This window comes from Pseudoxanthomonas mexicana, from assembly GCF_014397415.1.
GTDB lineage: Bacteria > Pseudomonadota > Gammaproteobacteria > Xanthomonadales > Xanthomonadaceae > Pseudoxanthomonas_A > Pseudoxanthomonas_A mexicana.
The window spans coordinates 1738879-1760014 of record NZ_CP060731.1 but is presented as its reverse complement, the minus strand read 5'-3'; the positions used below and the strand labels follow the sequence as shown (position 1 = coordinate 1760014).

Here is a 21136-nt window from a genome sequence, read left to right as displayed (position 1 = left end):
ATGCTGCCCCGGCTCGCCTTGGTGCCGGGCGAGCCGGCGGGCATCGGTCCGGAGCTTTGCGTCCGGCTGGCCCAGCAACCGCGCACCGATTGCACCCTGCTTGCCTTCGCAGACCCGGCCACGCTGATCTCTGCGGCGGCCACCCTGGGATTGCCGCTGCAGCTGATCGATGAAGACGCCGTCGCCAAGCTGCCCGGCGACCTGCGCGTGCGGCCCGTTCCCAACGCTTCACCGACGACCTTCGGCCACACCGATCCGCGCAATGCGCACGCCGTCATCGAGGCCCTGACGCAGGCCGCCGGCGCCTGCCTGACCGGCGAACTCGACGGCCTGGTCACCGGCCCCGTGCACAAGGCCGCCATCAATGCAGGGGGCATCGCCTACACCGGCACCACCGAACTGCTGGCCGAACACGCAGGCCGGCCGGTGGTGATGATGCTCGCGAACGGAATCGTCCGTGTTGCGCTGGTCACCACGCACCTGCCTTTGCGCGAGGTGCCGGATGCGATCACGGCCACCACGCTGGAGGAAGCGCTGCGCATCACCCACGCGGCGCTGCGGGCGGATTTCGGTATTCCCCATCCCGTCATCGCGGTCCTCGGACTCAACCCGCACGCGGGCGAAGCCGGCCACCTGGGGCGGGAGGAGATCGACGTCATCGAACCGGTGCTGCGCACGCTGCGGGCGGCTGGAATGGACCTGGTCGGCCCGCTGCCCGCCGATACCGCCTTCCTGCCGCAGAAGCTGCGCAGTGTCGATGCGGTGGTGGCGATGTATCACGACCAGGGCCTGCCGGTGCTCAAGTACAGCGGGTTCGAGCAGGCCGTGAACCTGACACTGGGCCTGCCCTACCCCCGCGTGGCCGTCGACCACGGCACCGCGCTCGAACTGGCCGGCAAGGGCACCGCGGATCCGTCCAGCCTGTTCGCCGCCGTGGCCACCTGCGCACGCATCGCGACGATCCGGCGCGCGCACCGGGCAGCGTAGAAGCCGCGCGGAAGGCGGTGTTCCCGCATAATCCGCGCATGTCGCATTTCAAGGCTCCCCCCAAGAAGTCCCTCGGCCAGCACTTCCTGACCGATCGCACCTACATCGAGAAGATCGTCATGGCGGTCAATCCCCAGCCGGGCGACCGTCTCGTCGAGATCGGGCCGGGCCAGGGCGCCATCACGTTCCCGCTGTTGCGCAGGCACGGCGAGCTGACCGCCATCGAGTTCGACCGCGACCTCATCACGCCGTTGATGGAGGCTGCCGAAGGCGTGGGCCGGCTCACGATCATCCACAAGGACGTGCTGGACGTGGATTTCGGCAAGCTGGCGGGCGAAGACAGGCTGCGCCTGGTTGGCAACCTGCCCTACAACCTGTCCTCGCCCATCCTGTTCCATGCCATCGAGCACGCCGCGTCCATCCGCGACATGGTCTTCATGCTGCAGAAGGAAGTCGTGGACCGCATGGCCGCCGAACCCGGAAGCAAGGTGTACGGCCGTCTCAGCGTGATGCTGCAGGCCTACTGCCGCGTGGACAGCCTGTTCGTGGTGCCTCCCGGCGCGTTCCGTCCGCCGCCGAAGGTGGATTCGGCCGTGGCGCGGCTGGTGCCGCGCGCGGCCGACGAGGTGGGCATCCGCGACCACCGCCGCTTCGCGGACGTGGTGCGCGCCGCGTTCGGCCAGCGCCGCAAGACCCTGCGCAATGCACTGTCCGGCACCTGCAGCGTGGAACAGATCGAAGCGGCGGGACTGCGCCCCGACCTGCGCGCGGAACAGGTCCCCGTCACCGATTTCATCCGTCTGGCCAACCAGCCCGACGCATCCTGACCGCACGCAACGTGCCGTCGTTTCCGCTTTGACGTGCCATTGCATACACTGAACGCATGGATTCCCCCGACTACGCCATCGACGTCGACGTCGCCACGCGCTTCCTGGACGACCAGTCCGCGCCCGAGGACGGCCGCTACGTGTTCGCGTACACCATCCGCATCCACAACCGCGGGCGCGTGCCCGCGCAGCTGCTGCGCCGCCATTGGGTGATCACCGACGCCAACGGCAAGGTGCAGGAAGTGCACGGTGAGGGCGTGGTGGGCGAACAGCCCTGGCTGAGGCCGGGCGAGGATTTCCGCTACACCTCCGGCGCCGTCCTCGAGACCGCGCTCGGCACCATGCAGGGACGCTACGACATGCTCGCCGACGACGGCACCCGCTTCGACGCCCCCATCGCCCCCTTTACCCTGTCCGTCCCGCGGACCCTGCACTGAGGCCCGGGCGCATGAGTGTCTGGGCCATCGGCGACCTGCAGGGCTGCTACGACGCCACGCAGCGATTGCTGGAGAAGATCCGCTTCGATCCCGCGCAGGACCGGCTGTGGTTCTGCGGCGACCTGGTGAACCGCGGCGGACAGTCGCTGGAAACGCTTCGCCTGGTGCATTCGCTGCGCGAGCACTGTGTCGTCGTGCTGGGCAACCACGACCTGTCCCTGCTCGCCATCGGCGAGCGCTCGCCGGACGAGCAGCGCAAGGTCAATCCGGACCTGCAGCGCGTGGTCCTGGCCGACGACGCACGCATGCTGCTGGACTGGCTGCGCATGCAGAAGCTGCTGCACGTGGACCGCGACCTAGGCTGGATGATGGTGCATGCCGGACTGGCGCCCAAGTGGACCACCACGCTCGCCGAGAAGCACGCGCGCGAAGTCGAGGCGCAACTGCACGGCAACGGCTACCGCAAGCTGTTCCGCAACATGTACGGCGACAAGCCGAACTGGGCGCCGCACCTGTCCGGCCACGACCGCTCGCGCGCCATCATCAACGTCCTCACCCGCATGCGTTACTGCACGCCGCGCGGGCGCATGGCGATCGAGGAGAAAGGCGCACCGGGCAGGCAGGCCCAGGGGCTATACCCCTGGTACGAAGTGCCCGGCCGCGCCGAGCGCGACCTCAAGATCGTCTGCGGCCACTGGTCCACGCTGGGCCTGATGATCGGCCATGGCGTGCATGCCATCGACACCGGCGCGGTCTGGGGCGGCAAGCTGACCGCCTTGCAGCTGGATACCGACGAGATCCGGCTGGTGCAGGTGCCCGGCCGTGATGTTCCGCCGCCGCCCAAGGGCGAATTGCCCAAGGATTGAGTGCGTAGCGTGCGCCATGCGCACGACCGCATGGACCCGGCACCGCGCAGTCGTGCGCATGGCGCACGCCACGTTTGGTCAGACGCGCCGGTACTCGACGAAGTCGAATCCGATGGCATGCTTCGCGTCCGCCGGATGCGGTTCGCGGGCGACTTCATGCCATTCCGCCGGATCGAAGGCCGGGAAGAACGCATGCGCGCCCTCCACCTCGGTATCGACCTCGGTGAGGTGCAGCACGTCGGCGCGACCCAGCGTGAGCGCGTAGACCTCGCCGCCACCGATCACGCAAAGCTCCTCGCTCCCCTGCTCCACCGCGATGCGGACCGCCTCGTCCACCGAGGCGACCGCCTGCATGCCCTCGAACGGCACGCGTCCGCTGCGCGTCAGCACCAGATTCAACCGTCCGGGCAGCGCACGCCCGAGCGACTCGGCCGTCCTGCGTCCCATCAGCACCGGCTTGCCGAGCGTGAGCGCCTTGAAGCGCTTCAGGTCGTCCGGCAACCGCCACGGCAGGTCGTTGTCGCGACCGATGGCGCGATGGAGGTCGAGTGCGGCGACCAGCGAAATGCGCATCCGCTAGACCGCCACCGGCGCCTTGATCGCCGGATGCGGATCGTAGCCGTGGATCCCGATGTCATCGAAGGTGAAGGCGAACAGGTCCGTGACCTCGGGATTGAGGTGCAGCGTGGGCAGCGCACGCGGTTCGCGCGACAACTGCTCGCGCGCCTGTTCGTAGTGGTTGGAATACAGGTGCGCATCGCCGAGCGTATGCACGAAATCGCCGACGCCCAGACCCGTGGCCTGCGCCACCATATGCGTCAGCAGTGCATAGCTGGCGATGTTGAACGGCACGCCGAGGAAGATGTCGCCGCTGCGCTGGTACAGCTGGCAACTGAGCTTGCCGTCGACCACGTAGAACTGGAACAGCGAATGGCACGGCATCAGTGCCATCTTCGGCAGTTCGGCGACGTTCCAGGCGCTGATCACCAGGCGACGCGAATCGGGATTGCGCTTGATCTCGTCGACCAGCCACTGCATCTGGTCGACCGTCTTGCCGTCTGCGCCTTCCCAACTGCGCCACTGCTTGCCATAGACGGGGCCCAGTTCGCCGTTCTCGTCGGCCCACTCGTCCCAGATGCTGACCTTGTTGTCCTTCAGATACGCGATGTTGGTCTCGCCCTTCAGGAACCACAGCAGCTCGTGGATGATCGAGCGCAGGTGCAGCTTCTTGGTGGTGACCAGCGGGAAGCCTTCGTTCAGGTCGAAGCGCATCTGCCAGCCGAACACGCTGCGCGTGCCGGTGCCGGTGCGGTCGGACTTCTCGGCACCGTGCTCCAGCACGTGGCGCAGCAGGTCGAGGTATTGCTTCATGCGCGGTCTCCGGCGATGGACTTCACGGTTTACTTGCCGGCAACCGGCGCGGGAACCACGGGCTGGAGCGTCGGCGCGCGGCGTGACAGCCGCAGCAGGTACAGGCCCAGCAGCACCAGCGGCACGCTGAGGATCTGGCCCTTGGTCAACCAGCCCCACGCCACGTAATGGCCTTCATCCGGCACGCGGACGAACTCCATCAGGAAGCGGAACACGCCGTACATCAGCGCGAACAGACCCGACACGAGGTAACGCGGCCGCGGCTTGCGCGAGACCGTCCACAGCACGACGAACATCACCAGGCCCTCGAGGCAGGCCTGGTACAGCTGCGAGGGATGGCGGGCGAACTGATCCAGCGCGCCCGCGGCGTACTGCGCCTGCAACTGGGCGGCATCCAGGCCGCGCAGCGCCGGATCGGTCGGAAAGATCACGCCCCAGCCGGCCTGGGTGTACTTGCCCCACAGTTCCGCGCCGATGAAGTTGCCCAGCCGCCCGAACCCCAGTCCAGGCGCGGCCAGCGGGGCCACGAAATCCATCGTGTCGAAGAAATGCAGCCGGTGCCGGCGCGACCACCACAGCGCCGCGGCCATCACGCCGAGCAGCCCCCCGTGGAAGCTCATGCCGCCTTCCCACACCTTGAAGATCGACAGCGGATTGTCGAGGAAGGTGCCGAATCCGTAGAACAGCACGTAGCCGATGCGCCCGCCCAGCACCACGCCCAACATGGCGTAGAACATCAGGTCGGAGAATGCGTCGGCATCGACACCCGGCAGGCGCCCCTGCGATGCGCGCCTGCGTCCCAGCCACCAGGCCACGACGAAGGCCAGCAGGTACATCAGGCCGTACCAGTGCAGCTTGACCGGCCCCAGCGAAAAGATGATCGGATCGATCTGGTGGAGGTAGATCATGCGCCTCGGCGTGGCCGGTGGGGAGCGCCTATTTTGCCCCAGGCGGGCATGCGGATGGGCATCCGTCCACTCCCGTCATGGCGCAGGGCTTGCCTGGCCGACCCCGGATGCCGGGTCGGACTTCCGGCCCGCGGAGCAGGCTCCGCTCTGTGAAGCCGCCTTTCAATCCAGCAGCGCAGGCCGATTCGGCAGTTCGTCCTCGTCGGACTGGCCCTCCTGCTGCGGCCAGTGCAGCGCCAGCAGGTCGGAAACCGCACGCACGCCGTCGATCACCGCCCGTTCCGGATGGCCGGCACGCATTTCCTGCTCGATGAGCCGGCAGACCTGCGCCCATTGCGCCTCGCTGACGCGGCCGTCCAGTGCGCGGTCGGCGACGATCTCGATGCGATGGTCGGCCAGCAACAGATAGATCAGCACGCCGTTGTTGGCTTCGGTGTCCCAGGTGCGCAGACGGACGAAGACCTCGTGCGCACGTTCGCGGGCCTGCATCCCTGCCAGCACCGCGCTCGGCGGCAGGTTGGTTTCCACCGCGAACATCACCTCGCCGCGGTGCAGGCGTTCGCCCGCCGCAATGGCCTCGGTGATGCGATGCAGGCTGTCCTCCGGGAACAGCCGGCGCGACGAGCGTGCGAACAGATGGCGCAGCAGGCGCATCACCAACTCCCGGAGGCGCCACCGCCTCCCGACATGCCGCCCCCGCCGCTCCAGCCACCGCCCCCGAAGCCGCCGCCCCCTCCGAACCCACCGCCGCCCCAGCCTCCGCCGCCGCCGCCCCAGCCACCCCAATCGCGGTGACGGGCGTAGGCACCCCGTGTCGACACCGAGGCCAGCCCATACAGCAGGCCGAAGACGCCCGCGATGCCGGCCGGAATCAGCGACGACAGCAGCAGCGCCACGCCCGCCGCGGCGCCACCGGTGAACAGGCCGCGAAGCCCGGCCGGCGCGCGGCCAAACATGCCCCGTACCAGGGTCGCCACCACGAACGCGGCGAACAGCGCGAAGAGCCAGTCGCTCCCGGAACCGTCGCCTGTCGTCGACCGGTGCGTGCTGACGGGCGCCGGCAGCGACTCGCCATCGATCAGCTTCACCAGCACGGCCGTGGCGTCGGTGACGCCACCCGCATAGTCACCGGCACGGAACTTCGGCACCAGGTACTCCTGGATGACGCGGTTGGCCACGGCGTCGGGAATCGCGCCTTCCAGTCCGTAACCGGTATGGATGCGCACCCGCCGGTCGTCCTTCGCCACCACCAGGATCACCGCGTCGTCCACGCCCTGGCGCCCCAGCTTCCACTGGTCGAACACGCGCTGGGTGTAGTCGAAGATCTCCTCGGGCTGCGTGCTGGGCACGATCAGCACCTGCAGCTGGCTGCCCTTGCGCTGCTGCAGCGCCAGGGCCTGCTGCTCGAGTCGCTGCTTCTGCCCGGCGTCCAGCGTGCCGGTGGTGTCGACCACCGGCGAATCCAGCGCCGGGATGGCCGCCAGCGACTGTGCCCAGGCCGGCGCAGCGACCAGCAGCAGGCACAACGCCAGCGCGCGCAGCATGGCGGCGATGGCCGTGGCTCAGTTGTCCGGGGTCGGAGCAGACGGCGGCGGGGGGGCCTGCGGTGCGGCCGGCGGTGGCGGCGTACCGAAGTCGACGGCGGGAGCCTCCGAAATCGCCGCTTCGTTCTCGACGGTGAAGTTCGGCTTCTCCTTGGCGCCGGTGAGCTTGGCGGTGATCACCTGCGGGAACTGGCGGATGTAGGTGTTGTAGTCCTGCACCGTCTGGATGTAGCGGCCGCGAGCGACGGTGATGCGGTTCTCGGTGCCTTCCAGCTGTGCCTGCAGATCGCGGAAGGACTGGTCGGACTTCAGGTTCGGATAGTTCTCGGTGACGACCAGCAGCCGATTCAATGCACTGGACAGTTCGCCCTGCGCCTGCTGGAACTGCGCCAGCGAAGCGGCATCGTCGGCGTTCACCTGGATCTGGCCCACCCGCGCGCGCGCATTGGTGACGTCGGTCAGCACCTGGCGCTCCTGCTGGGCGTAGCCCTGCACGGTCTTCACCAGATTGGGGATCAGGTCCGCACGGCGCTTGTACTGGTTCAGGACTTCCGACCAGCCGGCCTTCACCGCTTCGTCCTTCTGCTGGATGGCGTTGTAGCCGCAGCCCGACAACAGCGCGACCAGCACGACGAGCAACCACAGACGCGACACCTGACGCATGGCACGGCACTCCCTTGGGCGGACGTGCCGATTCCAGCACCTTGCCCATGAAGGCGCAAGCTGCTCGCACGCACTGCGGGAAACGCCTCGTTAGGCCTTCGTGAAAAAGGAAGGGCTCCCGAGGGAGCCCTTCGCGACACCAGGAGGGAAACGCGATGCTATTCGCGCAGCATGCGCAGGCTGGCGCGCTTCTTGGCCCACAGGTTCAGGCACTCGACCACCGCCGAGAAGCCCATCGCACCGTACAGGTAGCCCTTCGGGATGTGCAGCTCGAAACCATCCAGCAGCAGGTACGCGCCCACCGCGACGATGAAGGCCAGCGCCAGCATCTTGATGGTGGGGTTGTTGTCGATGAACTGGCCCAGCGGGCGCGCCGCCAGCAGCATCACCGCCACGGCCAGCAGGATGGCCGCCACCATCACCGGCGTGTGATTGGCCATGCCGACCGCCGCGATCACCGAGTCCAGCGAGAACACGATGTCGATCACCGCGATCTGCGCAATCACGCCGGCGAACGACGCCGCGGGGCGCGTGTGCACGTCCTCCGAATCGGGCTCGCCCTTCACCAGTTCCAGGATTTCCTTGGTGCCCTTCACCAGCAGGAACACGCCGCCCAGGATCAGCACCAGGTCGCGCACCGAAATGCCCTGGCCGAACAGCGTGAACAGATCCGACGTCAGACCCGCCAGCCAGGCCAGCGTCAGCAGCAGCATGATGCGGGTGATGCAGGCCACGGCGATGCCGAACTTGCGCGCGACTTCGCGCTGGTGCGGCGGCAGCTTGCTGACCGCGATGGAGATGAAGACCAGGTTGTCGATGCCCAGCACGATCTCGATCGCACTCAGCGTGACCAGCGTGATCCACACCTGCGGATCGGTAAGCAATTCCATCATCGGGGAGTACCTTGGTTCAGATCAGGAGTTCACAGATAGCGCGGCGCGAGAATCAGCGCCCAGCACAGCAGCACGTTCATCATCAACACGAACACCGCCGCCGAGCCCATGTCCTTGGCGCGGCCGGCCAGTTCGTGGTGTTCCGGGCCGTAGCGCTCGATCACCGCTTCGATGGCGGAATTCAGCAGTTCGGCCGCCAGCACCAGCAGGCAGCTGCCGATCATCAGCGCGCGTTCCAGGCCGCTCTGCCCCAGCCACAGCGCCAGCGGCGCCATGACCACCAGCAGGTAGACCTCCAGGCGGAAGGAGGATTCGTGCATCCAGGCCGCCCGCAGTCCCTGCAGGGACCAGACGGTGGCTTTCAGGATGCGGCCGGGGCCGCGGGGGAAATGTCCGGTTTCGTCTGCCATGGGGCGGGTAAAGGCGGAAGTGGTCCCGCATCGGCCCTGCCGGCCGGGCGAAGCCGGATCCCGCGCAAGGATGTGTCGGGCGAAGCTGGCACAGTCACCGCGCCAAGGAGGCAATTTTGCCACAAGGCGATCCCCGGCCGCGCCGGCGGGGTTTGCATCCCCGGGAACGGGCTGCTCCACTAGGGCCCGCCCGCGCCAGAGGAGCCTTATCCCGTGCCCTTCCTGAACACCCTTCGCCCGTCCCTGTTCGCCACTGCGCTGGTGGCCCTGCTGGCCGCCTGCGTCGGCGGGCCGCCCGCAACGCCGGAAGCACCGTCTCCATCGACGGCAGGCGTCGCGCCACGTATCCCGGAGCAGGTGTCCAGCCCGGCTTGGGAAGCCGATATGCAGCGCTTCGAGGCCGCCGATGCGCAGTCGCCCCCGCCACGCGGCGGCGTGCTGTTCATCGGCAGCTCGTCGATCCGCTTCTGGGACACGCTGGCGCAGGACTTTCCGGGCGTGCCGGTGATCAACCGCGGCTTCGGTGGTTCGGAACTGCGGGACAGCACGTGGTACGCCGACCGCATCATCGTGCCGTACGCACCGCGCCAGATCCTGATCTACGCCGGCGACAACGACCTCAACGCGGGCCGTACGCCGCAGCAGCTGCGCGCCGACTTCATCGCCTTCGTCGAACGCGTGCGCCGCGATCTGCCCAAGGCGAAGATCGCGTACATCAGCAACAAGCCCAGCCCTTCGCGCGCGCAACTGCTGCCCGTACAGCGCGTGGCGAACACGTTGATCGCCGCGGAAGCCAAACGCCTGGGCGTGGACTACATCGACATCTTCACGCCCATGCTCGACGCCAGCGGCCAGCCGGACGAATCCTTGTTCATCGAGGATCGCCTGCACATGAACCGCGCCGGCTATGTCATCTGGCAGCGCGCCATCGCACCCTATCTTCAGTAGCCGCGTCCGACCGCAGGAAAAAAAGAAGCCCGGCGATGCCGGGCTTCTTCGTTCCGCGGAGGCCTTGCGTCAGAAGCCGCTGACGTTGAGGCGACCACCGGTGACCGTCTTGTTCTGCAGCGACGGGGTCGGCACGGTGGCATCCAGGATCGCCGCCTTGATCTGCGCCGCCGTCGATCCCGGCCGGGTGGACGCGTACAGTGCCGCCGCGCCGGTCACGTGCGGGGTGGCCATGGACGTGCCGTTGTAGCTGGCATATCCCGACACCAGCGCGCCCTTCGACGACTTGGGCACCGTCGACCAGATGCCCGAACCCGGCGCACCCAGATCCACCGTGGTCCGGCCCCATTGCGAGAAGCTGGACAGCCCGCCGGTGCTGGTGGTGGACGCGACCGCGATGACGTTCGCGTTCGGGTAATTGGACGGGTAGCTGGCCGTCGCGTCGTTGTCGTAGGCGTCATTGCCCGCGGCCGCGATGAAGAGGATCTCCGCATTTCCGGCGCGCGTGATCGCGTCCTGCAGCGCCTGCGAGAAACCACCACCGCCCCACGAATTGTTGGTCGCCACGATGTTCAGCCCATGGCGGGTCTTCAGGTCGGTGAAGTAGTCGATCGCCTTGATCGCGTTGGCGGTGCTGCCGCCGCGGCGGCCGAGGAACTTGCCGCTGATCAGCTTCACGCCGCTCCAGCACACACCGGCCACGCCCTTGCCGTTGCCGCCCACGCCGGCGATGGTGCCGGCCACGTGCGTGCCGTGGTCGTCGTTGGCGCCGCCGGAGTTGATGTTGTTGCTGTTGCCGTCGAAGTCCCAGCCGCGCACGTCGTCGACGTAGCCGTTGCCGTCGTTGTCCACGCCGTCGACCGGATCGTACGGGTTGGTCCAGATGTTGGCGGCCAGGTCTTCATGGTTGAAGTAGATGCCTTCGTCGATCACGCCGATCACGACGTTGCCGCAGCTGGTGTGCCCGGCGGCCCATGCCTCGGACGCCTGCGAACCATAGGCGTTGGCGGGCGTGCCCGCATCGCCGTACATGCCCCACAGCGAGCCGTTGGTGGAATAGGTGTCGTTGGAAACCGCGTGGTGCTGGTAGGTCCAGTTCGGCTCGGCGTATTCCACGGCCGGATCGGCGCTGAGCGCCTGCACGGCGGCGGACAGGTCCATGTTGCCGGGCAGCTTGAGCAGCGCGATCTCGCCGGTGCGGCCGTTGCCGCGGCGCACGGTATCCAGCTTCTGCGCACCCAGGCCATGCACCACGGCCTGGCGGTCGGCGGCTGCGGCGCCATCGCGGTACTTCACCAGCAACTCGCCGCTGGCGTGGGGCTTGCCTTCCTTCAAGCCCTTGACCACCAGGTCGGGCCTGCCGCCCGCGCTGGCCGCCTGCGCCGCCCCCATGGCCACCAGCGTCAGACCCACCCATACCGCCATGCGATTCTTCTTCATAGACCGATTCGACTCCGCGTGTTGTGGTTGCCGCGCCGAGCGGCGCAGTGGAGCGAATCTAGCTTGTAATAACGGTTCTAGATATCGAATATGGCTCACATTAGCAGTGCTTCACGCACGCATCCGCGATGTCACCGGTAGCCATGAGAGTGATTCGCATCGCAGCGGTGGAAGTCGCTGCGATGCGATGCATCGTTACCTGATTCAGCGCCTGCGTGGCGCCCCCTCCGGTTGGTGCAGGCTGAGTACATTGCCGTCCGGATCGAGGAAATCCAGCGACAGTCCACCGTCCGGCGATTCGCTCACCGGCACCACGATTTCGACGCCTTTGGCCGCCAGGGCTTCGGCGTGGTCGTCGATGCCGCCGTCGAGGCTGAAGACCACCACCGGGGATTCGCCCGGACGCGCGGGCCGTGGAATGAACACCAGCGTCAGGCCTTCCACTTCGCCCATCGCCCACGGTCCGTCATGTCCCTCCAGCGCTTCCACCGGCAACCCCAGCGTGTCGCGGTAGAACGCGACCGAGCGAGCCAGATCGGAAACGAAGAACACGATGGCGCCTACCTTGCAGTTACTGATCATGGGATGTCCTCCTGTGTGATTCCCGTCCTTACGTTGCCGCGGAGGCGCGATGTGTGAGCGCCCGCGTCGATCAGGACCAGGTGCCCGTCCGGATCGTGCGTGCCCAGGCCATCGCCGACGCGCATGGCGGCCTTGAGTGCGCGGCGGACCAGGCCGAACGGCAGATCGGCGGAGCGCGCCGGATCGCGCACGTAGGCCAGCGCCAGACTCTCGGCGCGCAGCTGCGGGGACTGCGTGGCCAGCGCGCGTCGGATGCGGGTGAGGCGCTGGCGGAAGGCGGTCGGTTCGATGCGCAGGATCCAGTGGATCTCGTCCGCCGACAGGCCATGCAACGCCAGCACCGCCAGCCGGCGCGCCGAGGGCGGCAACGCGGCCAGCCAGGCAGGCGGGCGCGACATGCGCGCTGCTTCGTGGGAGTCGGGCGGCTCGAGAACGTTCTCCGCAGGCATGGCGGCCAGCGCTTCGCGCCGTCGGCGCCGAACGCCCGACCGTGCCGCCATCGCGGCCTGCCGGCGCAGCACGCCCGACAGCCACGGCATGTCGTGGCGGCCGGCCAGCACGCCTGCCAGCAATGTTTCCTGCACCAGGTCGTCCGCTTCGTCGGCACGGCGGCACAGGCGAAGCGCCTGCGCGCGCAGGGCGCGATGATCGGCCAGGGTCAATGCGGCAACTTGTGCTTCCGGCGACGCAGGCACTCAGGCGTCCTGGTAGATGGCGGTGCCGCGCGCGCCATCGGGACGCACCCAGCCTCGGTACATGCCGCGCGTGTTGAGCACCAGCGACACATTGCCCTCGGTATCGACCGCGATGGCACCGCCGTCGCCGCCATGCTGCGGCACTTCGCCCAGGATGACGTCCTCCACCGCATCGCGCAGGCGATCGCCCCGGTAAGCGACACGGGCGGCGATGTCGTGGGCGGCCGCGTTGCGGATGTAGAACTCGCCCCAGCCGCTGCACGACACCGCGCAACGCGCGTCAGCCCAGGTACCGGCGCCGATCACCGGAGAATCGCCGACGCGCCCCCAGCGCTTGTTGGTCATGCCGCCGGTGGAGGTGGCGGCCGCGACATGTCCGCGGCTGTCCAGTGCCACCGCGCCGACCGTGCCGAAGTAACGGCCACGCAGATCGTCGTTGCCGTGCCAGGCCTGCTGCTCGCGCTGCTGCGCCTCGCGCAGTTGGGCGCGCCGGGGCTCGGTGGAGAACCAGCCATTCGGCACCCGCTCGATGCCCGGCTGCGTATCGGCGAACTGCTCCGCGCCATCGCCGATCAGGAACACATGGGGCGAGTCCTCCAGCACGCGCCGGGCAAGCCGCACCGGATGGCGCACCGTCATCAGGCCCGCGACCGCCCCAGCACGGCGGTGCCGCCCGTCCATGATGGCGGCATCGAGCTCATGCCGGCCTTCCGCGGTGAATACGGCACCACGCCCTGCGTTGAAGTAAGGCGAATCTTCGAGCACGGTCACCGCCGCTTCCACCGCGTCCAGGGCGCTGCCACCGGTCGCCAGGATGGCGTGGCCCACGTCAAGCGCGCGTGCGAGATCGGCATGGATCGCGGCCTCGACCTCCGGCACCAGACTGCCCTGTTCGATCACCCCGGCGCCTCCATGGATGGCCAGGGCAAGTGGCCGGCGGGACGTGGTCGAGCTCATGGCGCTGGTCCGGTCAGGCACAACGGGCGTCCAGCATACTCCCGCCGCCGCGCTGCACCAGCCCCTCCGTCGACCGCCTACTGCGCGCGCAGCGCCTCGATCGGATCCAGCTGCGAGGCCTTGCGCGCGGGGTAGTAACCGAAGAACAGCCCGGTCGCGATGGAGAAGCCGGCGGCCAGGCCGATCACCTGCCCGTTCAACACCACCGGCAGTTCGCTGAACTGGCCGACCAGCAGCGCGCCGGCCACGCCGATCACGATACCCAGCACGCCGCCGCCCAGCGACAGCAGCATGGCTTCGGCGAGGAACTGCCTGCGCACGTCGCCCGGTCCCGCGCCCACCGCCATGCGCAGGCCGATCTCGCGGATGCGCTCGGTCACCGACACCAGCATGATGTTCATGATGCCGATGCCGCCCACGATCAGCGAGATGGTGGCCACCGCGCCCAGCAGCAACGACATCAGCTTGGTGGTGGCCGTGCGGGTGGCGACGATCTCGGAGATGTTGCGGACGTTGAAGTCGTCTTCCTCGCCCGGATTGATCTTGTGCCGCTGGCGCAGCAGCGCTTCCACTTCGCCCTGCACGTAGCTCAGGTCCTTGGCGTCGGCCACGGTCAGCGCCACCTGCATCACCGCACCCGGCGGCAGGCCCATCGAGCCCATCAGCCTGCGACGTGCGGTTTCCAGCGGCACCATCATCACGTCGTCCTGGTCCTGGCCGAAGCCGCCCTGCCCCTTCGGCGCCAGCGTACCCACCACGGTGAACGGCACCCGGCCCAGGCGTACGGTCTGGCCGATGCCGCTGTCCTCGCCGAACAGCGTGCGCCGCACCGTCTCGCCGAGGATCACGACCTTGGCCGCACTGGAGTAGTCCTGCGCGTCGAAGCCCTCGCCGTTGGCGATCACCCAGCTGTTGATGTCGAAGAAGTCGGACTGCACGCCCTGCCAACTGGTGGATGCATTGTTCTCGGCGAACACGATCTGGGTATTGCCGCGCAGTGCGCCCGCCACGTACTGCACTTCCGGGATCTCGTTGCGGATCGCCTCCACGTCCCCCTCCTTGAGGGTGTAGAAGCTGCTGGAACTCATGCGCACGCCACCGCCACCCGGGCCGCGGCCCGCGCCGGGGCTGATGTCCAGCCGCTGCGAGCCCAGGCCGGAAACCAGCTTGTCGATCTCGGCCTGCGTGCCCTGCCCCACCGACACCATGACGATGACGGCGGCGATGCCGATGATCACGCCCAGCGAGGTCAGTGCGCTGCGCATCCAGTTGCCGCGCAGCGCGTGCAGTGCGGTGCGCAGGATGTCGGAGAAGTTCATGGGACGGGAACCGGGAGCGGGGAACGGGGAATGCCGGAATCCGGCAACCGAAACAGCACGGGCGCGAGAGGCATCATGGCGGCGCGCTCCCCGTCGCTTCCCGCCCCCCGTTTCCCTTCCTCGGCTCTTCATGCAGCTCGCCGTCGCGCATCACCAGGATGCGGTCGGCGTGCGCGGCGACTTCGGGATCGTGGGTGATCAGGATGACGGTGTGGCCGTCGTCGCGCAGGCGCTTGAACAGGGCCAGGATCTCCTCGCCCGTCTTGCTGTCCAGCGCACCGGTGGGTTCGTCGGCCAACAGGATCGGCGGCTGGTTGATCAGCGCGCGTGCGATGGCCACGCGCTGCTGCTGGCCGCCGGACAGTTCGTTCGGACGATGTCCCGCACGCTCGGCCAGGCCGACCGCGGCCAATGCCTGCCTTGCGCGCTCGGCGCGCTCGCCCGGCGGCACCTGCGCGTAACCCAGCGGCATGGCCACGTTCTCTAGCGCGGTCATGCGCGGCAGCAGGTGGAAGCCCTGGAACACGAAGCCGATCTTCTCGCGGCGCAGGATCGCCAACTGTTCGGCGTCCAGCGTGGCCACGTCGATGCCGTCGCACAGGTAGCGGCCGTCGGTGGGCGTGTCCAGGCAGCCGATCAGGTTCATCAACGTGGACTTGCCCGAGCCGGACGGCCCCATGATGGCGACGAAGTCGCCGCGATCCACGCGCATGTCCACGCCTTTCAGCGCAACGACTTCCGCCTCGGTGCCCGCGGAATAGACCTTGCCCAGCGCGTGCGTCTGGATGACCGGCACGCGGTCGCCCGCATTCGCTGACGGCATGTTCATTCCTTCGCGCGCTCGCCCACGACCACCACGTCGCCTTCCTTCACCGCGCCGGACACCTCGGTGCTGGTGCCGTCGCTGGCGCCGATGCGGACCTGCACCATTTCCGGTTTGCCGTTGACCAAGGTGTAGATCGGCGCGCGCTTGGCGCCCAGCAGGGCGCGCAGTTCGGCATCCCAGCGCTGCTTCTGCGTATCGTCCAGCGTGGCGCGGAACGGTGCGAAGTCCTGCTGCATGCGTTCGGCCATGCGCTGGCGCATCTGCGCCTGCATCGCGCCACTGCCGCCGCCGGCATTGCCACCCGGCCGGGGAGCGCCGCCGAACATGCTGGCGCCACGCTGCTGCGCCTGCGCCATCCGCGCGGCCTGACGTTCCCGCAATGCCGTGAGCGCGGCATCGAACGCGGGCTGCTGGTCGGACTTGAGCTGCAGGCTGCCGGCCACGCGCGCCAGGTCGTCACCGATGCCACCGCCACGATTCTGACCGCCCTGCGGCGCCTGTGCGGCCGCGGTGGCCGTGGCGGCCTCACCGGTCGGCTTGTAGCGCAGCGCGGCATTGGAGACCTTCAGGATGTCGTCGCGCTTGCTGACTTCGATCTCGGCGTTGACGGTCAGGCCCGGCAGCAGGGTGCCGTCGCTGTTGTCGACGCTGACCACCACCGGGTACGTCACCACGTTGCTGGTGGTGGTGGCCGACAGGCGCACCTGCTGCACCTGCCCGCGGAACTGGCGGTCGGCGAAGGCGTCGACGGTGAACGACACCGCCTGCCCGACCTTGACCTGGCCGATGTCGGCCTCGTCGACGGCCAGCTCGATCTTCATCTTCGACAGATCCTCGGCGATGGTGAACAGCTCCGGGGCCTGCAGGCTGGCCGCCACGGTCTGTCCCGGCTCGATGGTGCGGGTCAGCACCACGCCATCCACCGGGGAACGGATCACCGTGCGGTCCAGGTTGACGCGGGTGGTCTGGGTCGACGCGGTCTGCTGGCGGATCGATGCCTGCGCCGCGTTGACCTGCGCGCGCGCCTGGTCGCGGGCGGCGCGGGCCAGGTCCACGTCGCTCTGCGCGACCAGCTTCTGCCGGCCCAGGTCGGCCTTGCGCGTGTAATCGAGTTCGGCATTGGCCAGCGTGGCCTGCGCCTGTTTCAGGCTGGCCTGCGCATTGGCGATCTGCGCATTGCCCTGTTCGATCTGCGCCTCGTACGTACTCGGATCGATGCGGGCCAGCACCTCGCCCTTCTTGACCTCGCTGTTGTAGTCGACCAGCACGTCGGTGACCTGGCCGGAGATCTGACTGCCGACGGTCACCGTGGAGATGGCGCTCAGCGTGCCGGTAGCCGAGATCGCCACGCGGATGTCGCCGCGTTCGATGGTCGCGGTGCGGTAGGCACTGTCCGCCGCTTCCCCCTTGCGGGCAGTCCACCACCAGGCGCCTCCACCGAGGATGGCCACCACGGCGATGCCGAGCAGGAGGGACGGAACGATGGACTTCTTGCGCGGGGCGGAACGGGCAGGCTGGCTCATGCAGTGAGTCGGCTCGGAAGGTGGGGAGTCGGGGGACGGTAACGCACCGGGGGCCGCGGCGTTGACAGCCCCGCGCGCCGGTCGGTTCCCGTATAGATTACGGAACGAAGCGGATCGTCGCGGTGGTGCCGCGTCCCAGCTCGCTGTCAAGCTCGATCTTCCAGCCGAACCGGTCGCACAGCCGGCTGACGATGGACAGGCCCAGTCCGCTGCCCTGCGGCCGGCTGGGGTCGGCCCGGTAGAAGGGCTCGAAGACCCGCACCATCGATTCGGCGGACATGCCGATGCCCGTATCGCGCACGATCACCCGGTCCGGCTCCAGGATCACGTCGATCCGTCCACGGTCCGTGTAGGAACAGGCGTTGCGCAGCAGGTTGCTCACCACCACCTGGAACACCCTCGGTGGCGCATGCAGCCGCGGGCGCGCATGCAGGGTGACTTCCAGGTCCACCGGCTTGTTGAGCAGCAGCGCGCGCGCATTCTCGGCCTCGTCCATGACAATGTCGGCCACGTCGAAGTCCTCGCTCTGCGGCTCGACCTCGGCCTCGCGGGCCAGGATCAGGAAGGCGTCGATCACCGCCTCCATGTCGCGGCCCGCCCGCTGGATGCGCTGCAGGGCGCGCGCCACCCGCGGCGGCGAATCCTCGGCCATCGCCATGTCGCTGGCCACGCGGATCACCGTCAGCGGCGTGCGCAGTTCGTGGCTGGCGTCACGGGTGAAATCGCGCTCGCGCGCCACGTGCGCGGTCACGCGCTGCGCCAGCCCGTGCAGGGCGGCGGCCAGCTGGCGCGCCTCGCCCTGCACGTCATTGGGCAGGCGGTCGGCGGCCAGGGTGCTGACGTCGGGACGACGCGGGTCCCACTCGGCCACCTGCCGTGCCAGCCAGCTGACCGGCGAGACCAGCCGCTTGGACGCGCGGTAGGTCAGCCAGGACACCAGGTAGATCGCCACCAGCGTCATGATGATCGGCACGGTACCGAAGTAGAACGCCAGCCGCTCGGCCTGCGAGCGCAGGAACACCAGGTACAGGCGCCCGGCGGGCTGTTCGTCCACCAGCACCAACAGGTCGTCGTCCTTCAGTTCGTGGAAGCCGGGCCGGAGGTCGCGCAGGTTCTCGGGCAGCACCAGGTTGGAATGGCCCTTCACCACCAGGTAGCCGCGCAGGTTGTGCGTGTTCGGCGGGGGTTGTGCGGTGCTGGCGCTATACAGCTCCCAGAAGTGCGCGGCTTCTTCCTGCAGCGCGGTGTTCATCAGGCTGTGCTTGATGACCGCGGAGATCAGGTACACGCCCAGCACGATGGCCAGGCTGACCATGACGGCCTGCAGGATGAAGGCGATCCTGAGCTTGCGTGGCAGGCCGTGGCGCATGGGGATCCGTCGGGCGAAAGCCGGAGTATGCCGCGCGCGGACGGCCGGGTCAGCCGATGTCGGCGATGCGGTAGCCCGCGCTCTGCACGGTGTGCAGCAGCGGCTTGTCGAACGGCTTGTCGATCACCTTGCGCAGGTTGTACAGGTGGCTGCGCAGGGTGTCCGAGTCCGGCAGGCCGTTGCCCCAGATCTCGCGTTCGATCTCCTGGCGGGTCACCACGCGCGGCGATTCGCGCATCAGGATGGTCAGCAGGCGCAGGCCGATGGGCGACAGCATCAGCTCGGTGCCGCCGCGGGTGGCCCGCATGCTGACCGGGTCCAGCACCAGATCGGCGACCTTCAGCACTTCGGCACCCACCTGGCGGCGCTCGCGGCGGATCAGCGCCCGCAGGCGGGCTTCCAGTTCCTGGATCGCGAAGGGCTTGGTCAGGTAGTCGTCGGCACCGGAACTCAGCCCGGTCAGCTTGTCGTCCAGGGTATCGCGTGCGGTCAGCATCAGCACCGGCGTGGACTTGCGCGCCTCGTTGCGCAGCCGCTTGCAGACTTCCATGCCGTCCAGACGCGGCAGCATCAGGTCCAGCACCAGCACGTCGTAGCTGTTCTCCACGGCCAGGCGGTAGCCGTCCAGGCCGTCGGTGGCGTAGTCGACCTCGAATCCGCGTCCTTCCAGGTATTCCCCGATCATCTCGGAAATGTTGCGGTTGTCTTCCACCACCAGCACCAGACCTGCGGTTTCCTGACTGTGTCGCATGACAGCTCCTTGAAAGGCTTCAGGTTTGTGAAACTACCTGTCTGCCGGTAGACACTGTGTGAAGACGCCGGCTCCATTCAGCCGGCAGTTGGGATTAGGCTCTGCAATCCCTTCCTTCGAATGGCCCCCATGCTCGAACGCGTCCTGCCCCTGTGCCTGCTGCTGGCCTCCAACGTCTTCATGACCTTCGCCTGGTACGGGCACCTGAAATACAAGTCCGCGCCCCTGGTGGTGGCGATCCTCGCCAGTTGGGGCATCGCCTTCTTCGAGTACTCGCTGATGGTGCCGGCCAACCGGATCGGCAGCGCGGTCTATTCGGTGGTCCAGCTGAAGACGATCCAGGAGATCCTGACCCTGCTGGTCTTCGCCGGCTTCAGCACGTGGTACCTGGGCCAGCCGCTGAAGTGGAACCACTACGCGGCGTTCGCCCTGATCGTGGGCGCGGCGTTCCTGATGTTCTACGAATAGGACGGGGCACGCGCCCTTCCGACAACGGCTACTGCTCGTCTTCCGGCCGCAGCGGGCTGTGACGCCAGTCGAACGCTGCCAGGAGATCGGCAGCGTGCACATCCATCTCCGCACGGTAATGGTGCTCGTGTTGCCCCGGAACTTCGACACGTCCGGCGACAAACCCCATCTCGCGGAGTCTGGACACGAACAGGTCGACAGGGCCGTAACCGAACAGTTGATCGTGCCGGTCCCAGACGAGGGTGGCGTGATCCGTTGCCGAATGGACCCAGAGATCGAAGCGTCCATCGGCTGCCAGAAAGTCCGAGAACCGTCGGATGAAGAGGCTGGTCTGCTCCACGGATACTTCAGGACTTTCATAGCGACCAGCTGCCGCCTCGCCGCGCGGGGTGTGTAGTACGTAAAGCAGGCGCAAAGGCCCCCGCAGCAAGCTCACTAACGACTGGAGAACGCCTGGATCGCTTGACGGCATGCCTGCGATCACTCTGTCGCCAGCCTCGAACGTTGCGGCATGGCGATAGGCCACCCAGCGGTCCCCCTGACGGTGACCCAGACGATACCGACGATCCTCCATCAGAACCGGATCTTCCCCGTCAGGATGTCCTTGAACATCACCCAGTCGCCGGCAAAGGAATAGAACGGGTGCTTGAAGGTCGCGGGGCGGTTCTTTTCGAAGAAGAAGTGGCCGACCCACGCGAAGCCATAGCCGCAGAACAGCGCGGCGAGCAGCCACCAGGCATTGCGTTCGACGAGGGCCAGCACGAGCAACGCCAGCACGCCGCAGCTGCCGATGAAATGCAGCCTTCGCGAGGTGCGGTTGCTGTGCTCGGCCAGATAGAACGGATAGAAATCGCGGAAGCTGGCGAAGCGGCTCATGTCCCCTCCCACAGGGTCAGGCGGCGCGTGGCGAGAACATGATCACCGCCATGCCGGCCAGGCACAAGCCGGCGCCCAGCAGGTCCCAGCGCGTGGGTTTCACTGCGTCCACGGCCCACAGCCAGAAGATCGCCATGGTGATGTAGACACCCCCATAGGCCGCATAGACCCGACCCGAAGCCGTGGGGTGCAGCGTCAGCAGCCAGGCGAACAGCGCCAGGCTGGCCGCGGCCGGCACCAGCAGCCAGGCGCTGCCGCCCTTGCGCAACCACAGGTAGGGCAGATAGCAGCCGACGATCTCGGCCAGTGCGGTGACCAGGAACAGCAACAGGGTCTTCATGCGGACAGCGTAGGGCGGGCCCCGGCCCGCCGCCAGCCCATCGGCCATGACGGCATCGCGGGCGGGCCACAAGCGATGCGCGGAAGTGCGACGGGTTCCCGCCGTCGCGGGAATGACGATCCGGCGCGGGGTTGAG

25 protein-coding genes and 1 pseudogene are annotated in these 21136 nt (G+C 67.9%); 6 read left to right on the top strand and 20 right to left on the bottom strand.

Annotation, left to right across the window (positions count from 1 at the left end; all coding sequences use genetic code 11):
- The 4 genes and pseudogenes from pdxA to IAE60_RS07980 all read left to right on the top strand — a co-directional run.
- Positions 1–987 (top strand): 4-hydroxythreonine-4-phosphate dehydrogenase PdxA, encoded by a 987-nt coding sequence (gene pdxA, locus IAE60_RS07995; protein WP_187574470.1) that lies wholly within the window; start codon positions 1–3, stop codon positions 985–987.
- A 38-nt stretch (positions 988–1025) separates the two neighbouring features.
- A complete protein-coding gene (rsmA, locus tag IAE60_RS07990) occupies positions 1026–1814 on the top strand; it encodes a 16S rRNA (adenine(1518)-N(6)/adenine(1519)-N(6))-dimethyltransferase RsmA (RefSeq protein ID WP_187574469.1) in 789 nt (262 codons plus the stop codon).
- Positions 1815–1870: 56 nt separating this feature from the next.
- The gene (gene apaG / locus IAE60_RS07985) at positions 1871–2251 is read left to right on the top strand and encodes a Co2+/Mg2+ efflux protein ApaG (RefSeq protein WP_162110504.1); all 381 of its coding nucleotides are present in this window, start codon (positions 1871–1873) and stop codon (positions 2249–2251) included.
- A gap of 11 nt (positions 2252–2262) precedes the next feature.
- A pseudogene (locus IAE60_RS07980) lies at positions 2263–3108 on the top strand (symmetrical bis(5'-nucleosyl)-tetraphosphatase); the annotation flags it as partial.
- A gap of 87 nt (positions 3109–3195) precedes the next feature.
- Here the strand turns inward: IAE60_RS07980 and IAE60_RS07975 are convergent.
- The 8 genes from IAE60_RS07975 to IAE60_RS07940 all read right to left on the bottom strand — a co-directional run bounded on the left by IAE60_RS07975 (position 3196) and on the right by IAE60_RS07940 (position 8906).
- A complete protein-coding gene (locus tag IAE60_RS07975; protein WP_187574467.1) occupies positions 3196–3690 on the bottom strand; it encodes a dihydrofolate reductase in 495 nt (164 codons plus the stop codon).
- A 3-nt stretch (positions 3691–3693) separates the two neighbouring features.
- Positions 3694–4488 (bottom strand): thymidylate synthase, encoded by a 795-nt coding sequence (locus IAE60_RS07970; protein WP_162110507.1) that lies wholly within the window; start codon positions 4486–4488, stop codon positions 3694–3696.
- 29 nt (positions 4489–4517) lie between these two features.
- Positions 4518–5396 carry a prolipoprotein diacylglyceryl transferase gene (lgt, locus tag IAE60_RS07965; RefSeq protein ID WP_187574466.1) on the bottom strand — a complete coding sequence of 293 codons (879 nt, stop codon included), beginning with the start codon at positions 5394–5396 and terminating at the stop codon, positions 4518–4520.
- A gap of 162 nt (positions 5397–5558) precedes the next feature.
- A complete protein-coding gene (locus IAE60_RS07960) occupies positions 5559–6050 on the bottom strand; it encodes a TPM domain-containing protein (protein WP_187574465.1) in 492 nt (163 codons plus the stop codon).
- Positions 6050–6940, bottom strand: coding sequence for a TPM domain-containing protein (locus IAE60_RS07955; protein WP_187574464.1), 891 nt, complete (start codon positions 6938–6940; stop codon positions 6050–6052). Before IAE60_RS07955 ends, IAE60_RS07960 begins: the two co-directional genes overlap by 1 nt.
- 18 nt (positions 6941–6958) lie before the next feature.
- Positions 6959–7603, bottom strand: coding sequence for a LemA family protein (locus tag IAE60_RS07950; protein WP_187574463.1), 645 nt, complete (start codon positions 7601–7603; stop codon positions 6959–6961).
- A 158-nt stretch (positions 7604–7761) separates the two neighbouring features.
- Positions 7762–8496 (bottom strand): TerC family protein, encoded by a 735-nt coding sequence (locus IAE60_RS07945; protein ID WP_162110612.1) that lies wholly within the window; start codon positions 8494–8496, stop codon positions 7762–7764.
- A 29-nt stretch (positions 8497–8525) separates the two neighbouring features.
- Complete coding sequence (locus IAE60_RS07940; RefSeq protein WP_185895356.1) at positions 8526–8906, bottom strand: diacylglycerol kinase; 381 nt, start codon at positions 8904–8906, stop codon at positions 8526–8528.
- Positions 8907–9173: 267 nt separating this feature from the next.
- On the opposite strand from IAE60_RS07940, the gene IAE60_RS07935 reads away from it, so the two are divergent.
- Positions 9174–9854, top strand: a complete 681-nt coding sequence (locus IAE60_RS07935; RefSeq protein ID WP_407073693.1) for an SGNH/GDSL hydrolase family protein — start codon at positions 9174–9176, stop codon at positions 9852–9854.
- A gap of 69 nt (positions 9855–9923) precedes the next feature.
- On the opposite strand, the gene IAE60_RS07930 is transcribed toward IAE60_RS07935, so the two are convergent.
- From IAE60_RS07930 to IAE60_RS07890, 9 genes are all read right to left on the bottom strand, one after another.
- Complete coding sequence (locus tag IAE60_RS07930; RefSeq protein WP_222937224.1) at positions 9924–11294, bottom strand: S8 family serine peptidase; 1371 nt, start codon at positions 11292–11294, stop codon at positions 9924–9926.
- Between the two features lie 204 nt (positions 11295–11498).
- Entirely contained in the window at positions 11499–11876 is a 378-nt protein-coding gene (locus IAE60_RS07925) for a VOC family protein (protein WP_162110610.1), read from the bottom strand.
- Positions 11873–12538, bottom strand: a complete 666-nt coding sequence (locus tag IAE60_RS07920; RefSeq protein ID WP_187574462.1) for an RNA polymerase sigma factor — start codon at positions 12536–12538, stop codon at positions 11873–11875. The genes IAE60_RS07925 and IAE60_RS07920 overlap by 4 nt, the downstream gene beginning before the upstream one ends.
- Before the next feature lie 33 nt (positions 12539–12571).
- A complete protein-coding gene (locus IAE60_RS07915; RefSeq protein ID WP_185895353.1) occupies positions 12572–13528 on the bottom strand; it encodes an isoaspartyl peptidase/L-asparaginase family protein in 957 nt (318 codons plus the stop codon).
- 77 nt (positions 13529–13605) lie between these two features.
- The gene (locus IAE60_RS07910) at positions 13606–14847 is read right to left on the bottom strand and encodes an ABC transporter permease (RefSeq protein ID WP_187574461.1); all 1242 of its coding nucleotides are present in this window, start codon (positions 14845–14847) and stop codon (positions 13606–13608) included.
- A gap of 73 nt (positions 14848–14920) precedes the next feature.
- Positions 14921–15670: an ABC transporter ATP-binding protein gene (locus IAE60_RS07905; protein WP_244966681.1), complete on the bottom strand. Its 750-nt coding sequence runs from the start codon at positions 15668–15670 to the stop codon at positions 14921–14923.
- A gap of 2 nt (positions 15671–15672) precedes the next feature.
- Positions 15673–17196: an efflux RND transporter periplasmic adaptor subunit gene (locus IAE60_RS07900; RefSeq protein ID WP_187574459.1), complete on the bottom strand. Its 1524-nt coding sequence runs from the start codon at positions 17194–17196 to the stop codon at positions 15673–15675.
- A gap of 97 nt (positions 17197–17293) precedes the next feature.
- Positions 17294–18565 carry a sensor histidine kinase gene (locus IAE60_RS07895; protein ID WP_185895349.1) on the bottom strand — a complete coding sequence of 424 codons (1272 nt, stop codon included), beginning with the start codon at positions 18563–18565 and terminating at the stop codon, positions 17294–17296.
- A 49-nt stretch (positions 18566–18614) separates the two neighbouring features.
- On the bottom strand, positions 18615–19316 hold the full coding sequence (locus IAE60_RS07890) for a response regulator transcription factor (RefSeq protein WP_056879702.1): 702 nt from the start codon (positions 19314–19316) through the stop codon (positions 18615–18617).
- A gap of 120 nt (positions 19317–19436) precedes the next feature.
- Here IAE60_RS07890 and IAE60_RS07885 point away from each other — a divergent pair, with 120 nt between their 5' ends.
- On the top strand, positions 19437–19784 hold the full coding sequence (locus tag IAE60_RS07885; protein ID WP_222937221.1) for a DMT family protein: 348 nt from the start codon (positions 19437–19439) through the stop codon (positions 19782–19784).
- Between the two features lie 28 nt (positions 19785–19812).
- Here IAE60_RS07885 and IAE60_RS18650 read toward each other — a convergent pair whose 3' ends face one another.
- The 3 genes from IAE60_RS18650 to IAE60_RS07870 form a co-directional block, all read right to left on the bottom strand.
- Positions 19813–20124 carry a hypothetical protein gene (locus IAE60_RS18650; protein ID WP_222937219.1) on the bottom strand — a complete coding sequence of 104 codons (312 nt, stop codon included), beginning with the start codon at positions 20122–20124 and terminating at the stop codon, positions 19813–19815.
- Between the two features lie 233 nt (positions 20125–20357).
- Entirely contained in the window at positions 20358–20660 is a 303-nt protein-coding gene (locus IAE60_RS07875) for an Mpo1-like protein (RefSeq protein ID WP_187574457.1), read from the bottom strand.
- A gap of 16 nt (positions 20661–20676) precedes the next feature.
- Entirely contained in the window at positions 20677–21000 is a 324-nt protein-coding gene (locus tag IAE60_RS07870) for a YnfA family protein (protein WP_162110600.1), read from the bottom strand.
- Between the last annotated feature and the right edge of the window lie 136 nt (positions 21001–21136).

Excerpts from the sequence above, each read along its gene's own strand:
- IAE60_RS07905 (WP_244966681.1), bottom strand. The coding sequence starts at position 15,670 with ATGCCGTCAGCGAATGCGGGCGACCGCGTGCCGGTCATCCAGACGCAC.
- IAE60_RS07940 (WP_185895356.1), bottom strand. The coding sequence starts at position 8,906 with ATGGCAGACGAAACCGGACATTTCCCCCGCGGCCCCGGCCGCATCCTG.
- IAE60_RS07925 (WP_162110610.1), bottom strand. The coding sequence starts at position 11,876 with ATGATCAGTAACTGCAAGGTAGGCGCCATCGTGTTCTTCGTTTCCGAT.
- rsmA (WP_187574469.1), top strand. The coding sequence starts at position 1,026 with ATGTCGCATTTCAAGGCTCCCCCCAAGAAGTCCCTCGGCCAGCACTTC.
- IAE60_RS07915 (WP_185895353.1), bottom strand. The coding sequence starts at position 13,528 with ATGAGCTCGACCACGTCCCGCCGGCCACTTGCCCTGGCCATCCATGGA.
- IAE60_RS07885 (WP_222937221.1), top strand. The coding sequence starts at position 19,437 with ATGGCCCCCATGCTCGAACGCGTCCTGCCCCTGTGCCTGCTGCTGGCC.
- IAE60_RS07930 (WP_222937224.1), bottom strand. The coding sequence starts at position 11,294 with ATGAAGAAGAATCGCATGGCGGTATGGGTGGGTCTGACGCTGGTGGCC.
- IAE60_RS07970 (WP_162110507.1), bottom strand. The coding sequence starts at position 4,488 with ATGAAGCAATACCTCGACCTGCTGCGCCACGTGCTGGAGCACGGTGCC.
- pdxA (WP_187574470.1), top strand. The coding sequence starts at position 1 with ATGCTGCCCCGGCTCGCCTTGGTGCCGGGCGAGCCGGCGGGCATCGGT.
- IAE60_RS07955 (WP_187574464.1), bottom strand. The coding sequence starts at position 6,940 with ATGCTGCGCGCGCTGGCGTTGTGCCTGCTGCTGGTCGCTGCGCCGGCC.
- lgt (WP_187574466.1), bottom strand. The coding sequence starts at position 5,396 with ATGATCTACCTCCACCAGATCGATCCGATCATCTTTTCGCTGGGGCCG.
- IAE60_RS07890 (WP_056879702.1), bottom strand. The coding sequence starts at position 19,316 with ATGCGACACAGTCAGGAAACCGCAGGTCTGGTGCTGGTGGTGGAAGAC.
- IAE60_RS07900 (WP_187574459.1), bottom strand. The coding sequence starts at position 17,196 with ATGAGCCAGCCTGCCCGTTCCGCCCCGCGCAAGAAGTCCATCGTTCCG.
- IAE60_RS07870 (WP_162110600.1), bottom strand. The coding sequence starts at position 21,000 with ATGAAGACCCTGTTGCTGTTCCTGGTCACCGCACTGGCCGAGATCGTC.
- IAE60_RS07960 (WP_187574465.1), bottom strand. The coding sequence starts at position 6,050 with ATGCGCCTGCTGCGCCATCTGTTCGCACGCTCGTCGCGCCGGCTGTTC.
- IAE60_RS07895 (WP_185895349.1), bottom strand. The coding sequence starts at position 18,565 with ATGCGCCACGGCCTGCCACGCAAGCTCAGGATCGCCTTCATCCTGCAG.
- IAE60_RS07910 (WP_187574461.1), bottom strand. The coding sequence starts at position 14,847 with ATGAACTTCTCCGACATCCTGCGCACCGCACTGCACGCGCTGCGCGGC.
- IAE60_RS07875 (WP_187574457.1), bottom strand. The coding sequence starts at position 20,660 with ATGAGCCGCTTCGCCAGCTTCCGCGATTTCTATCCGTTCTATCTGGCC.
- IAE60_RS07975 (WP_187574467.1), bottom strand. The coding sequence starts at position 3,690 with ATGCGCATTTCGCTGGTCGCCGCACTCGACCTCCATCGCGCCATCGGT.
- IAE60_RS07950 (WP_187574463.1), bottom strand. The coding sequence starts at position 7,603 with ATGCGTCAGGTGTCGCGTCTGTGGTTGCTCGTCGTGCTGGTCGCGCTG.
- apaG (WP_162110504.1), top strand. The coding sequence starts at position 1,871 with ATGGATTCCCCCGACTACGCCATCGACGTCGACGTCGCCACGCGCTTC.
- IAE60_RS07945 (WP_162110612.1), bottom strand. The coding sequence starts at position 8,496 with ATGATGGAATTGCTTACCGATCCGCAGGTGTGGATCACGCTGGTCACG.